The organism is Mycobacterium sp., assembly GCF_040509115.1.
Taxonomy (GTDB): domain Bacteria; phylum Actinomycetota; class Actinomycetes; order Mycobacteriales; family Mycobacteriaceae; genus Mycobacterium.
Map to the genome: position 1 here is coordinate 1 of NZ_JBEVLO010000354.1, position 13,889 is coordinate 13,889.

Consider the following 13,889-nt stretch of genomic DNA (forward strand, 5'->3'; position numbering starts at 1 on the left):
CGAGGATGACGACGAGGATGACGACGAGGACGCGCTGGAGTCCGAGGCCGCCCTCACCGAGGTCGAGGCGGACTACCAGGCCCACCTGAATCAACGCGAGGTCGACCCCAGCCCGCTGGACTTCGCGCCGCCACCACGGCGTCCGCGCAAGCCCGTCCCCACCAGCTTCGACTCCACGGGTGGGGCCGAGCAGATGAGCCCCGACCCCGTGGTCGACGACGACGACGAGCTGACGGACCTCGGCCAGGACGTCGACTTCCGCGTCGTGCTCGACAAGCACGCCACCGATGCCGACGACGGGTCCGCCGAGGACCGTGAGCTGCCGTCCTACCTCCGGTCGGGCTCGGACACGCTGTTCGGCGGACAGTCGGTGGCCGACGACATCGCCCGTCGCGGCGTACAACCCGGTCCCGAGGACATCGACCTCGGCGACGACGAGCATCAGGGCACGGAGGAGCGCCGTGAGCAGCGGACCGGCTCGGCCTTCCTACGGGGCTTGGCGGTCGTCGCGCAGTGCATCCTGGCGGTCGCCTTCGGCGCAGGCCTGTTCATGGCGTTCGATCAGCTGTGGGCCTGGAACCCCATCGTGGCGCTGGTCCTGTCGGTCCTCGTCATCATCGGCTTGGTGGTCGGCGTACGAGTGGTCCGCAAGACCGAGGACATCGGCAGCACGCTGATCGCGGTGGCGGTCGGCGCACTGGTCACGTTGGGACCCCTGGCGCTTCTCCAGTCGCACTGACCCGTAAAAATAGTCCCTCTGTGCGCCCCGCCATCAAGGTTGGTCTTTCGACCGCCTCGGTCTATCCGTTGAGGACCGAGGCAGCCTTCGAGTACGCCGCCCGCCTCGGTTATGACGGCGTTGAGCTCATGGTGTGGGCCGAGACCGCCAGCCAGGACGTGGCGGCGGTCGAGAAGATGTCACGTGCCTACGACGTGCCGGTGCTCAGCGTGCACGCACCGTGTCTGCTGATCTCGCAACGCGTCTGGGGTGCCAATCCCATCACCAAGCTCGATCGCAGCGTGCGCGCCGCCGAGCAGCTCGGCGCGCAGACGGTGGTCGTGCACCCACCGTTTCGATGGCAGCGCCGCTACGCCGAGGGTTTCTCCGACCAGGTCGCTGCCCTCGAGGCCTCCAGCGACGTCATGGTCGCGGTGGAGAACATGTTTCCGTTCCGCGCCGACCGGTTCTTCGGGACGGGCCAGTCGTCGATCTCACGGATGCGCAAGCGTGGTGGCACGCCGGGTGTCGCGGTGTCCGCGTTTGCGCCGTCCTACGACCCGTTGGACGGCAACCATGCGCACTACACGTTGGACTTGTCGCATTCGGCGACGGCGGGGACCGACGCCATGGAGATGGCGGCGCGAATGGGCGAGGGTCTGGTGCATCTGCATCTGTGCGACGGGAGTGGCGCGTCCACTGACGAGCATCTGGTGCCCGGACGCGGCACCCAGCCCACTGTCGAGATCTGCGAGGCGTTGGCGGCGAGCAACTTTGCGGGTCACGTCATCCTCGAGGTCACCACGTCGAGGGCGAGGACTGCTGCGGAGCGCGAGGAGTTGTTGATCGAGTCGTTGGGATTCGCGCGAGAACACCTGCTGCGGTAGGGGATTGGGGTGTCGCGTGACTGGTTCGACGTCGTTCGCCGATGCGATGGTGCTGACCGAGGTTTCGGCCGACGAGACGGTGCGCGTCTTCGAAGGTGAGCTCAACGAGCATTGGACCATCGGGTCCAAGGTGCATGGTGGGGCGATGCTGGCGCTGTGCGCGAACGCGGCCCGGATGGCTGTCAGGGGGCGGGCGCGAGGCGACCAGGGGGACGAGTCCGATCCGCGCGGGGAGGGAGGGCTCGAGCCGGTTGCGGTGGCGGGCAGCTTCCTGTGGGCGCCGGATCCCGGTGCGCTGCGCGTGGTGACCACGATCCGCAAGCGGGGTCGCCGCGTGAGTCTGGTCGACGTCGAGCTGAGTCAGGTCCAGAAGACTGGTGATGAGCGCTTGCGCGAAGAGCAGAAGACTGGTGATGAGCGCTTGCGCGAAGAGCAGAAGACTGGTGATGAGCGCGTGCGCGAAGAGCGGAGAATTGCCGTGCGCGCGACCATCACCCTGGCTGAGCCCGAGCATGACGTGGCACCGCTGTTGTCGGTCAACCCGGTGGTGCCGCTGATGGCGCCGGAGCCCCCACCGGGCGTGGAGCCCATCGGTCCGGGACATCCGATGGCCGACGTCGTGCATTTGGCTCACGGCTGCGACATCCGGCCGTCGCTCACCACGATGGGACCGCGCACCGACGGCGGACCGGCGTCGACGGAGGGGGCGGATCGCGCGCCCGTCATCGAGTACTGGGTACGGCCGAAGGACGGCGCGCCGGACGTGCTATTCGCCCTGCTGTGCGGTGACGTCTCGGCGCCCGTCACGTTCGGGGTGAACCGATTCGGTTGGGCGCCAACGGTTCAACTCACCGCTTATCTCCGCGCTCGGCCCGCCGACGGCTGGCTGCGGGTGATGTGCACGACGATGCAGATCGGTCAGGAGTGGTTCGACGAGGACCACGTGGTGGTGGACTGCACGGGTCGCATCATCGTGCAGTCCCGGCAGCTGGCCCTGGTGCCGCAGGCCCCGTCCTAACCAGTGCCGCAGGCCCCCGCCTCGGGCTGCCGTGCGGGTGCCTTGGCGGCTGTCGTAGCCACGGTCGTGGCTACCCGCCCCGGTCGTGCAATGCTTGCGTCCGTGGCGAGAATTGCGATCATCGGTGGCGGAAGCATCGGCGAGGCACTGCTTTCCGGGCTTCTGCGCTCGGGCAGGCAGACCAAGGACATGGTCATTGCCGAAAAGCACCCCGACCGGGCCAAGTACCTGTCCGAGACGTATTCGGTGTTGGTGACGACGGTCGCCGATGCCGCCGAGAACGCGGCGTACGTCGTCGTTGCGGTCAAGCCGTCGGACGTGGAGAAGGTGATCGGAGACATCTCGGATGCGGCCGCGCGTGCGGAGAACAACAGCGCAGAGCAGGTGTTCGTATCCGTGGCCGCGGGCGTCAGCACCGCCTTCTTCGAAGCCAACCTGCCCGCGGGGTCGCCCGTCGTGCGGGTGATGCCGAACGCGCCGGTCGTCGTCGGCGGAGGTGTCAGCGCGCTGGCACCGGGCCGCTTCGCGACAGCCGAGCAACTCAAGGAGGTCTCGGCGATCTTCGACGCGGTCGGCGGTGTGCTGACCGTGCCGGAGTCGCAGATCGACGCGGTCACCGCGGTGTCGGGCTCGGGACCGGCGTACTTCTTCCTGATGGTCGAGGCGCTCGTCGACGCGGGTGTCGCCGCTGGGCTCTCGCGGGGGGTGGCGACGGAGTTGACGGTCCAGACCATGGCCGGGTCGGCCGCGATGTTGCTCGAAAGTCTCGATGCCGCCAACCCGTCGGGCGACGGCGCGATGGGGACCGCGATGGACACCAGCCCGGCGCAGCTGCGCGCCACCGTGACGTCTCCGGGCGGGACTACTGCCGCTGGGCTGCGGGAACTCGAGCGAGGGGGCCTGCGGGCCGCGGTCGCCGATGCCGTCGCTGCGGCAAAAACACGCTCTGAGCAGCTAGGAATTACATCAGAGTAGTTCAAGAAATTCCAACTGATTAGCCCACACCCGTCGCAATAACCCCAATGGCCACGCTATTCTCCCTGAGGTATGCGCGCTCCTGCGCCAGCGGTGGGGAAGCCGTTGGACAAGGCGTGCCTGATTGATTGGGTTGCGATGACGTCTATGAACGGGCCATCTTCGCGGGATTCCGCCAGCGGCAAGGCGGCGCGCGACGCCTCCGCGGGCGGGGGCGATGGCCAACCGGCCCGAGCGCAATTCCTCACCGTCGCCGAAGTAGCGAGCCTCATGCGGGTGAGCAAGATGACGGTCTACCGGCTCGTCCACAACGGCGAGCTGCCCGCGGTCCGGGTGGGCCGGTCGTTCCGGGTGCACGCCAAGGCCGTTCACGATCTTCTGGAGACGTCGTACTTCGACGCTGGGTAGCGATCCGGGATTGCCACCGGGCCCCGCATGGCAGCTCTCGGACTAGCCGTTTTCGTCCCTCCGGGCGGGCCGGGTAAGGTGACGAGTCGGTTCACTGGGCGCAAATGCCCGGTGATGTCTTAGGTAGCGGAGTTCATGGGTTCAGTAATCAAGAAGCGGCGCAAGCGCATGTCGAAGAAGAAGCACCGCAAGTTGCTTCGTCGTACCCGGGTGCAGCGCAGAAAACTTGGCAAGTAGCCCTCAGGTTCTCCGGCTAGGCTGACCCGATGGATTCGGACGGACGGCCTCGCAGCGGTCCGACCGCGAACCCGGGACAGGGCTCAGGGGACGCCGATCCGCAGGACCCGGTGCACTACCCCAAGGTGGTGTTGGTCACCGGGGCATGCCGGTTCCTCGGCGGGTACCTGACGGCCAGGCTTGCCCAGAACCCGTTGATCAACCACGTCATCGCGGTGGACGCCATTACGCCGAGCAAGGATTTGTTGCGGCGGATGGGGCGTGCCGAGTTCGTGCGTGCCGACATCCGAAATCCGTTCATTGCGAAGGTGATTCGCAATGGCGACGTCGACACCGTGGTCCATGCGGCTGCGGCGTCCTACGCCCCGAGGGCGGGTGGCAGGGCAGCGCTCAAGGAACTCAACGTGATGGGCGCGATGCAGCTGTTCGCGGCCTGTCAGAAGGCTCCCTCGGTGCGCCGGGTGATCCTCAAGTCGACCTCCGAGGTGTACGGGTCCAGCGCCCGCGATCCCGTGCTGTTCACCGAGGACGGCAGCTCGCGCCGACCGCCGGCGGGCGGGTTCGCGCAGGACAGCATCGACATCGAGGGTTACGCGCGTGGGCTGGCCCGCAGACGCCCCGACATCGCGGTGACGATCCTGCGGCTGGCCAACATGATCGGCCCCGCGATGGACACGGCGCTGTCGCGGTACCTGGCAGGCCCCGTAGTGCCGTCGGTGCTCGGCCACGACGCGCGGCTGCAACTGCTGCATGAACAGGACGCCCTTGGGGCGCTGGAGCGGGCCACCATCGCGGGCCGGGCGGGCACCTTCAACATCGGTGCCCCCGGCATCATCATGATGTCGCAAGCCATCCGCCGGTCCGGGCGGGTACCGTTTCCGGTGTTCAAGTCGGCATTGTCTGCCGTTGATTCGCTGAGGCGGGCGACCCGGTACACCGAACTCGATCGCGAGCAGCTGAACTACCTGAGCTACGGCCGGGTCATGGACACCGCGAGGATGCGGAACGACCTAGGCTATAACCCGAAGTGGACGACGGCGGAGGCTTTCGACGATTATGTCCGCGGACGCGGCTTGACGCCGATTCTCGATCCGCGATGGGTACTCTCGCTGGAGACTCGCGCCATTTCAGCGGCGCAGCGCTGGGGGCGCTAGGCTTTGACCAACAGGGTGGGGAGAAGGTAGCGACGTGCCGGGCGAATCGAAGGCCAAAGTTATTCCGCTGCACTCTAATTCGGGCCGTACGGCTCAGAGAAGGGCGGCGGCGCGCGCCGAGAGCACACGCAGGCACCCGTCGCTTCTCGACGATCCGGGGACCCGCGCCTCGGCGGAGCAGATCGCTGCCGTCGTCCGCGAGATCGATCACCGTCGGGTCTCGGCTGCAGGCCCGCCCGTCGTCGACGAGGGCCCGAACGAACTCGCTCAGCGGGTCGCCGCGGTGGCGGAGTTCGTCCGCAAGCGGGTGACCGGAGACTACGTCGTCGACGAGTTCGGCTTCGACAAGGACCTCAACGAAGCAATCTTCCTTCCTTTGCTGAGAGGCCTCTTCCGCAACTGGTTCCGCGTCGAGGTGAGCGGTATCGAAAACCTGCCGGAGACCGGCGCGGCGCTGGTGGTCGCCAACCACGCGGGCGTACTGCCGATGGACGGTCTGATGGCGTCGGTCGCCGTGCACGACAACCACCCCGGGCAACGCGACCTGAGACTGCTGGCTGCCGACATGGTGTTCGACCTGCCCGTCATGGGACAGGCCGCCCGCAAGGCCGGGCACACCATGGCGTGCACCGCGGACGCACATCGTCTGCTCGCCGCCGGTGAGCTCACCGCCGTGTTTCCCGAGGGCTACAAGGGGCTCGGCAAGCACTTCCGCGACCGCTACAAGCTGCAGCGATTCGGTCGCGGCGGCTTCGTATCGGCAGCGCTTCGGGCCGGGGCGCCCATCATCCCGTGCTCGATCGTCGGGTCGGAGGAGATCTATCCGATGATCGCCGACGTCAAGCTGCTGGCGAGGCTGTTCGGTCTGCCGTACTTCCCCGTGACGCCACTGTTCCCGCTGGCGGGGCCGCTGGGTTTGGTGCCGTTGCCCTCGAAGTGGCACATCCAGTTCGGCGAGCCCATCCCCACGCAGGACTACGACGAGTCGGCCGCCGACGATCCGATGGTTACCTTCGAGCTCACCGATCAGGTGCGCGAAACCATCCAGCAGACGCTGTACCAGTTGCTCGCGAACCGCGGCAATCCGTTCCTGGGCTGACCTGCCTCAGGCGCCGGTTTTGGTTTGCCCGGCAATCATGCGCTTCATCGCGGCGTCGCGGCCCGCTGCGATCTGGGCAGTGACTTCTTCGTTCTCCTCCGAACTGGTCGACTCACCGAAGAGCGTGACGATGCTGGTGAGGACGGGGTTGCCGTCGTCGTCGGTCACCTCGCCGCGTACCTCGGTGATGATGGCGCCATGTGACTCGATCACCGAGTCCAGGTAAGAGTCGAACCACAGTTTGTCACCGACCAGGATCGGGCGGTGGAAGGTCAACTTCTGGTCGCGGTGCAGCACGCGTTCCATGTTGATCGGTACGTCGAACTGATTGAAGATCTCGGCCTGAACACGGCGCCCCGCGACCGCGACGAACGTCAGTGACGCGATCAGGGCGCCCTGGCCGCACTCGGCAGCGGCGTCCTCGGAGAAGTGTGCCGGGTGGTCGTCCTTGACCGCCCTGGCGAACTCGCGAACCTTCTCGCGGTTGACCTCGAAGTAGTCTGGATACCGGTAGTGGGTACCGATGATGTCTTCGGCGATACTCATTTTCGGCTTCCTTCCCCGCTCCGCAAGGCTCGTCTCGGTGCCGTGGCGTCCCGGTGCCGCTGGCTAGCGGCGACGAGCCTATCAGCGATGGGTCAGCCGCCATTCCCGCGACGGGACACCACGGCTGCCAGTGCGCCGCCGACCGCGCCGAGTGCCAGCGCGGAGGGGACTCCGATGCGGGCGGCCTTGCGGGCGGTGCGGAAGTCCCGGATCTCCCAGCCGCGCTTGCGGGCGATGTCGCGAAGGGCGGCGTCGGGGTTGATCGCAACCGCGGTGCCGACCAGCGACAGCATCGGCACGTCGTTGACGCTATCCGAATACGCGGTGCAGCGCCTCAGGTTGAGGCCCTCGCGGATCGCAAGGGACCGGACGGCGTGCGCCTTGCCTGCGCCGTGCAGGATCTCGCCGACGAGTCGGCCGGTGAAGACACCGTCGACGGATTCGGCGACCGTGCCCAGCGCGCCGGTGAGACCCAGCTTGCGGGCGATGGTGGCGGCCAGCTCGTAGGGCGTCGCGGTGACGAGCCACACCTGCTGGCCGGCGTCCAGGTGCATCTCGGCGAGAGCGCGGGTGCCCTGCCAGATCTTGTCGGCGATGATCTCGTCGTAGATCTCCTCGCCGACCTCGGTCAGCTCCGACGTGTGCCTGCCTTCGATGAACGCCAACGCCTTGCGGCGGCCCGCGGCGACGTCGTCGCTGTTCTCCCTGCCGGTGAGTTGAAACTTCGCCTGCGCGTACCCGAACTTCGCCAGGTCGCCGTAGGTGAAGTACTTGCGGGCCGCCAGTCCCCGCGCGAAGTGCACCAGCGATGACCCTTGCACCAAGGTGTTGTCGACGTCGAAGAACGCGGCGGCGGTCAGATCGGGCGGCGGGGGTTCGGACCGTGACGACTCGTCGGCGAGGATGTAGTCGACGGCATCGTCTTCATCGCCGGCCTGGGCCCCTGACTCGGACACGCTCTAACAGTAGGGCACGGGATACTGGAGCCCGTGGATGAACTCCAGGGGACGGGCCAGCAAGGACGGCAACACACCGTCGAGCTGATGACGCGCGCCGGGTGCAGTCTGTGCGAGAAGGCGAGTGGGCAGTTGGTACGTCTCGCCGAGGAGCTCGGGTTCGAGCTAGTGGTCACCGACGTCGACGCGGCCGCCGACGCGGGTGATGCGTCCCTGCGGGCCGCGTACGGCGACCTGCTTCCCGTCGTGCTCCTCGACGGTGAGCAGCACGGCTACTGGGAGGTCGACGAACCCCGCCTACGTGAGGATCTTGCGGCGGGGTGACCCTCACCGCAAATTTGGCCGGCGGGCTGATGGACGGTTATCTTCGAGGGCGATCCTTGGGCGAGAGAAGCGACGGGGAGTAACACGGTGACGAGGCCATGAGCGTTCTTCTATTCGGGGTTTCGCATCGGAGCGCGCCAGTTTCCGTGTTGGAGCAGCTGAGCACCGACGAGTCCGATCAGGCCAAGATCGTCACAGAACTTCTGCGGTCGTCGCTGATCACCGAGGCAATGGTGCTCTCGACGTGCAACCGGGTCGAGATCTACGCGGTGGTGGAGGCGTTCCACGGCGGTCTTTCGGTGGTCGGCTCCGTACTCTCCGAGCATTCGGGCATGTCGCTGAATGATCTGACCAAGTACGCCTACGTCCGGTACGCCGAGGCCGCCGTCGAGCATCTGTTCGCGGTGACCAGCGGGCTGGACTCGGCCGTGATCGGCGAGCAGCAGGTGCTTGGCCAGGTCCGCCGCTCGTATGCCGCCGCGGAGGCCAATCAAACCGTCGGCCGCACGCTGCACGAACTCGCCCAGCGTGCGCTGTCGGTGGGCAAGCGCGTGCATTCCGAGACGGGCATCGATGCCGCGGGCGCCTCGGTGGTGTCGGTGGCGCTCGACATCGCCGAGCGCAGGCTGGCCGGTTCGGGCGCTTCGGGGTCCGGACTGGCGGGCCGCTCGGCGGCGGTGATCGGGGCCGGCTCGATGGGTTCCCTGGCGGCCGCGCACCTGGTGCGGGCCGGTATCGGCCGGGTGCACGTGGTGAATCGCTCGCTGCCACGGGCGGAGCGACTCGTCCAGAACCTTCGGGAGCAGGGCGTCGAGGCCCAGGCCTTCCCGTTCGATCACATTCCTCCCGTCCTCGCCGACGCCGACGTCGTCGTGTCCTGCACCGGCGCCGTGCGGCCCGTGGTCTCGCTGGCCGACGTGCACCGCGGTCTCGCGCACGGCCAGGTGCCCAAGCAATTGGTGATTTGCGATCTCGGCATGCCCCGTGACGTCGACCCGGCCGTCGCTGGACTGCCAGGGGTGTACGTCGTCGACATGGACCGCATCCAGCGGGAGCCTGCGGCGAGGGCGGCGGCATCCGACGCCGATGCGGCCCGTGAAATCGTCGCTGCCGAGGTTGCCAACTACCTTGCCGGACAACGGATGGCGGAGGTCACGCCGACCGTGACGGCGTTGCGGCAGCGCGCCGCCGACGTCGTGGAGGCGGAACTGCTGCGGCTCGACAACCGGCTGCCCGGGCTGGAGGCAGCGCACCGCGACGAGGTCGCGCGTACCGTGCGCCGTGTCGTTGACAAGCTCCTGCACGCCCCGACGGTCCGGGTCAAGCAACTCGCCAGCGCGCCGGGCGGGGACAGTTACGCCGAGGCGCTCCGCGAGCTGTTCGAGCTCGACCCCCAAGCCGTCGACGCAGTCGCCGGAGGCGAATTACCCATCGTGACAACAGATCTGGTGTCGGGAAACCCTCGGCTGGATTTCGGCAAGGCCGAGTAAGCACTTGGCGAATACGCGCGATACGGTCATCCGGATCGGCACGAGGGGAAGCCTGCTGGCTACCACCCAGGCCGGCTTGGTCAGAGACGCCCTTGCCGCCAAGGGGCATGCTGCGGAGCTCATCATCATCTCCACCGCCGGTGATCGTTCCAGCGAGCCCATCGCCGACATCGGTGTCGGCGTGTTCACGGCTGCGCTCCGCGAAGCGATCGCCGATGGCGTCGTCGACGTTGCCGTGCACTCCTACAAGGATTTGCCGACGGCGCCCGACGCCCGCTTCGTCATAGCGGCCATCCCGCCACGCGAGGACGCCAGGGACGCACTGGTGGCCCGGGACGGATTGGTGCTTGGCGAGTTGCCAGTCGGTTCGGTGATCGGTACGTCGAGCCCGCGGCGGACCGCGCAGCTTAGAGCACTGGGTCTCGGTTTGGAAATTCGCCCCCTACGAGGCAACCTAGACACCAGGTTGAACAGGGTAAGCAACGGTGATCTCGACGGCGTCGTCGTCGCCCGGGCGGGCTTGGTCCGCATCGGACGGCAAGGCGACGTCACCGAGACTCTGGAGCCGGTGCAGATGTTGCCAGCGCCGGCTCAAGGTGCGCTCGCGGTGGAGTGTCGCGCGGGCGACACAGAGCTGGCGGCGCTGCTGGCGGAGATGGACGATTCCGACACGCGCGCCGCGGTCACCGCAGAGCGAGTCCTGCTCGCCGAACTCGAGGCGGGGTGTTCCGCGCCGGTGGGTGCGATCGCGGAAGTGGTCGAGTCCATCGACGAGGAGGGCCGCATCTTCGAGGAGCTGTCGCTGCGTGGCTGCGTGGCGACGCTGGACGGATCCGACGTGATCCGTGCGTCCGGCATCGGGACACCCGAGCGGGCCGCAGAGCTTGGTCTCTCGGTCGCGGCGGAGTTGTTCGAGCTGGGGGCGCGGGAATTGTTGGATCAGCGGACGACAGAGCGGGAGTGAAAGATGACGACCCGAGGGCGTAAGAGCAAGCCCGGCCGCATCACGTTCGTCGGTTCGGGACCGGGTGATCCGGGCCTGCTGACGACGAGGGCGCGCGCGGTGCTGGCCAACGCGGCACTGGTCTTCACGGACCCAGACGTACCCGAGGCGGTGCTCGCCATAGTTGGCTCCGAGCTGCCGCCCACGTCGGGCCCTGCGGAGGCCGCAGCACAATCGGACGACGCGGGGCCGACGGATGCCGGCGCCGCTGGCATTTCGGTGGCAACCGCCACCCTCCCCGGTGGTGCGGATGTCCGCCCCGCCCTGGGTGATCCGGCCGAGGTGGCCAAGCTCCTCGTACACGAGGCGCGCACGGGCGTCGACGTCGTGCGACTGGTCGCGGGTGACCCGCTGTCGGACGACTCCGTCATCACCGAGGTGAGTGCGCTGTCGCGCACCCAGACGCACTTCGAGATCGTGCCGGGGTTGTCGCCCGCGACGGCCGTGCCGACGTACGCCGGGCTGCCGCTGGGCTCTTCGCACACCGTGGCCGACGTCCGTGGCGACGTGGACTGGGCTGCGCTTGCGGCTGCACCGGGCCCGTTGATCTTGCACGCCACCGCTTCTCATCTTCCCGAGGCGGCCAGGACGCTCATCGAGTACGGACTGACCGAGTCGACGCCGTGCGTGGTCACCGCGAACGGCACGACGTGCCAACAGCGTTCGGTCGAATCGACGTTGGCGGGACTGCTTGACAAGGCCACCCTGGCGGCGGCGGGGTCGGACGGCCTGTCCGGCGGCCCGCTGGTCGGCCCCTTGGTCGTGACGATCGGCAAGACCGTCTCGAACCGGGCGAAGCTGAACTGGTGGGAGAACCGCGCCCTGTACGGCTGGACCGTGCTGGTGCCGCGCACCAAGGACCAGGCAGGCGAAATGAGCGAACGGCTCGTCTCCCACGGTGCCTCGCCCATCGAGGTCCCGACCATCGCCGTCGAGCCGCCGCGCAGCCCCGCCCAGATGGAGCGCGCCGTGAAGGGTCTCGTCGACGGCCGCTTCCAGTGGGTGGTCTTCACCTCCACCAACGCGGTGCGTGCGGTGTGGGAGAAGTTCAACGAGTTCGGTCTCGACGCCAGGGCGTTCTCCGGGGTGAAGATCGCATGCGTCGGGCAGGCCACCGCCGACCGGGTGCGCGCGTTCGGCATCAATCCGGAACTGGTGCCGTCGGGTGAGCAGAGCTCGCTCGGTCTGCTCGACGAGTTCCCGCCGTATGACGACATCTTCGACCCGGTGAACCGGGTGCTGTTGCCGCGCGCCGACATCGCCACCGAGACGCTGGCCGAAGGCCTGCGTGAGCGTGGCTGGGAGATCGAGGACGTCACGGCCTACCGGACCGTCCGGGCGGCCCCGCCGCCCGCGCAGACCCGCGAGATGATCAAGACGGGTGGCTTCGACGCGGTGTGCTTCACGTCGAGCTCGACGGTCCGCAATCTGGTCGGCATCGCAGGCAAGCCGCACGCCAGGACCATCGTCGCGTGCATCGGTCCGAAGACCGCCGAGACCGCAGCCGAATTCGGGCTTCGCGTCGACGTGCAGCCGGAGACCGCCGCGGTGGGTCCGCTCGTCGAGGCGCTCGCCGAGCACGCGGCCCGGCTGCGTGCCGAGGGCGCGTTGCCGCCGCCGCGCAAGAAGAGCCGCAGGCGGTAGCGGGGATCGGCATGCCCAGTCATCGCCCACGCCGGCTCCGGTCGACGCCAGCCATGCGTCGGCTGGTGGCTCAGACATCCCTGGAGCCAAGGCATCTGGTGCTGCCGATGTTCGTCGCCGACGGCTTGGCGGAACCTCGGGCCATCACCTCGATGCCAGGGGTCTTTCAGCACACCAGGGACTCGCTGCGCAAGGCCGCCGCCGAGGCGGTGGAGGCGGGTGTCGGCGGGCTGATGTTGTTTGGCGTTCCCCGCGACGAGGACAAGGACGCCACGGGCTCGGTCGGGATTGCCGAGGACGGCATCCTCAACGTGGCGCTGCGGGATTTGGCCACCGAGCTCGGTGACGCCACGGTCTTGATGGCCGACACGTGCCTCGACGAGTTCACCGACCATGGACATTGCGGCATTTTGGACGCGTCGGGCCGAGTCGCCAATGACGTGACCAACGACCGCTACGTCGAACTCGCCGTCGCGCAAGCCAATTCGGGGGCCCATGTGGTCAGTCCGAGCGGCATGATGGACGGTCAGGTGGCAGCCATCCGCAGCGGGTTGGACGCCGCGGGGCACAGCGACGTGGTGATCCTGGCGTATGCGGCCAAGTTCGCGTCCGGGTTCTACGGGCCGTTCCGGGAGGCGGTCGGGTCCAGCCTCACGGGTGATCGTCGCACCTACCAGCAGGATTCGGGCAACGCCAGGGAGGCGGTCCGCGAGATCGAGCTGGACCTCGACGAGGGCGCCGACATCATCATGGTCAAGCCCGCGATGGCCTATCTCGACGTGGTGCGTGCCGCGGCGGACATTTCACCGGTTCCCGTTGCGGCATACCAGGTTTCCGGGGAGTACGCGATGATCAGCGCGGCCGCCGCGAATGGCTGGATCGACCTGCGCGCCGTCGCACTGGAGACGCTGACCAGCATCCGGCGGGCCGGTGCCGACATCGTGCTGACCTACTGGGCGGCCGAGGCCGCCGACTGGCTGGCGTGACCCAACCACCAGCCACCCCGCCTCCGCAGACCGAGCCGGGAGCCCGTCCGGACGACGTCGACACCGCCTTCTGGCTGTGGATGCTCGCCCTTCCCTTGATGGTCGTCGGTTACGTCGTCGACCTGGTGACCGTGCCGGTCGAGATGCCCGCGGGATACGTGTACGCGGTGTCGGCGATCTTCCTCGTCGTCCTCTCGGCGCTGGTGCTGACCTTCGGTCTACTGATGCGACAGGGCTACCGGTGGGCGCGCACGCTTCTCACCGGTGGGGCCGCCGCCACGCTGGCGTACGTGGTGACCAACCTGTTCGGCATCGACCGGCCAACGGTTGCTGCGCTGGTGTTCGCGGTGTCGGCGATCATTGGTGCGGTGGCGATCGCGGGCGGGATGTACCTGTTGCACCGCAAGGACGCCCACGCCTACTTCACCCGCTGAGTGGGCGATA

16 protein-coding genes are annotated in these 13,889 nt (G+C 67.9%); 14 read left to right on the forward strand and 2 right to left on the reverse strand.

The features are described from left to right. The 8 genes from ABW137_RS24690 to ABW137_RS24725 all read left to right on the forward strand — a co-directional run. Window positions 1-739 (forward strand): Rv0497 family membrane protein (locus ABW137_RS24690; RefSeq protein ID WP_526404092.1); only part of this gene is annotated, 739 nt, incomplete at its 5' end. A gap of 20 nt (window positions 740-759) precedes the next feature. Continuing rightward, the gene (locus tag ABW137_RS24695; RefSeq protein WP_526404093.1) at window positions 760-1,605 is read left to right on the forward strand and encodes a sugar phosphate isomerase/epimerase family protein; all 846 of its coding nucleotides are present in this window, start codon (window positions 760-762) and stop codon (window positions 1,603-1,605) included. Between the two features lie 16 nt (window positions 1,606-1,621). Next, entirely contained in the window at window positions 1,622-2,623 is a 1,002-nt protein-coding gene (locus ABW137_RS24700) for an acyl-CoA thioesterase (RefSeq protein WP_526404094.1), read from the forward strand. Window positions 2,624-2,725: 102 nt separating this feature from the next. After that, entirely contained in the window at window positions 2,726-3,598 is an 873-nt protein-coding gene (gene proC / locus ABW137_RS24705) for a pyrroline-5-carboxylate reductase (protein WP_526404095.1), read from the forward strand. A 138-nt stretch (window positions 3,599-3,736) separates the two neighbouring features. After that, window positions 3,737-4,006, forward strand: a complete 270-nt coding sequence (locus ABW137_RS24710; protein WP_526404096.1) for a helix-turn-helix domain-containing protein — start codon at window positions 3,737-3,739, stop codon at window positions 4,004-4,006. Window positions 4,007-4,141: 135 nt separating this feature from the next. Beyond that, window positions 4,142-4,243, forward strand: coding sequence for a 30S ribosomal protein bS22 (locus ABW137_RS24715; RefSeq protein WP_003402602.1), 102 nt, complete (start codon window positions 4,142-4,144; stop codon window positions 4,241-4,243). A gap of 29 nt (window positions 4,244-4,272) precedes the next feature. Then, entirely contained in the window at window positions 4,273-5,397 is a 1,125-nt protein-coding gene (locus tag ABW137_RS24720; RefSeq protein WP_526404097.1) for an SDR family oxidoreductase, read from the forward strand. Window positions 5,398-5,431: 34 nt separating this feature from the next. Next, on the forward strand, window positions 5,432-6,496 hold the full coding sequence (locus ABW137_RS24725; protein WP_526404098.1) for a lysophospholipid acyltransferase family protein: 1,065 nt from the start codon (window positions 5,432-5,434) through the stop codon (window positions 6,494-6,496). 6 nt (window positions 6,497-6,502) lie between these two features. Here the strand turns inward: ABW137_RS24725 and ABW137_RS24730 are convergent, their stop codons facing one another. After that, a complete protein-coding gene (locus tag ABW137_RS24730) occupies window positions 6,503-7,042 on the reverse strand; it encodes an FAS1-like dehydratase domain-containing protein (RefSeq protein ID WP_526404099.1) in 540 nt (179 codons plus the stop codon). Window positions 7,043-7,134: 92 nt separating this feature from the next. Beyond that, complete coding sequence (locus ABW137_RS24735; protein WP_526404127.1) at window positions 7,135-7,947, reverse strand: HAD family hydrolase; 813 nt, start codon at window positions 7,945-7,947, stop codon at window positions 7,135-7,137. A gap of 138 nt (window positions 7,948-8,085) precedes the next feature. Between ABW137_RS24735 and ABW137_RS24740 the strand changes: the two genes are divergently transcribed. From ABW137_RS24740 to ABW137_RS24765, 6 genes are all read left to right on the forward strand, one after another. Further along, entirely contained in the window at window positions 8,086-8,322 is a 237-nt protein-coding gene (locus ABW137_RS24740) for a glutaredoxin family protein (RefSeq protein WP_526404128.1), read from the forward strand. A 98-nt stretch (window positions 8,323-8,420) separates the two neighbouring features. Next, entirely contained in the window at window positions 8,421-9,812 is a 1,392-nt protein-coding gene (locus ABW137_RS24745; protein WP_526404100.1) for a glutamyl-tRNA reductase, read from the forward strand. Between the two features lie 4 nt (window positions 9,813-9,816). Further along, window positions 9,817-10,776 carry a hydroxymethylbilane synthase gene (gene hemC / locus ABW137_RS24750; protein WP_526404101.1) on the forward strand — a complete coding sequence of 320 codons (960 nt, stop codon included), beginning with the start codon at window positions 9,817-9,819 and terminating at the stop codon, window positions 10,774-10,776. 3 nt (window positions 10,777-10,779) lie between these two features. Further along, window positions 10,780-12,459, forward strand: coding sequence for a bifunctional uroporphyrinogen-III C-methyltransferase/uroporphyrinogen-III synthase (locus ABW137_RS24755; protein WP_526404102.1), 1,680 nt, complete (start codon window positions 10,780-10,782; stop codon window positions 12,457-12,459). A gap of 11 nt (window positions 12,460-12,470) precedes the next feature. Further along, complete coding sequence (hemB, locus tag ABW137_RS24760) at window positions 12,471-13,445, forward strand: porphobilinogen synthase (RefSeq protein ID WP_526404103.1); 975 nt, start codon at window positions 12,471-12,473, stop codon at window positions 13,443-13,445. Further along, entirely contained in the window at window positions 13,442-13,879 is a 438-nt protein-coding gene (locus ABW137_RS24765; RefSeq protein WP_526404104.1) for a hypothetical protein, read from the forward strand. The genes hemB and ABW137_RS24765 overlap by 4 nt, the downstream gene beginning before the upstream one ends. Window positions 13,880-13,889: the final 10 nt, after the last annotated feature.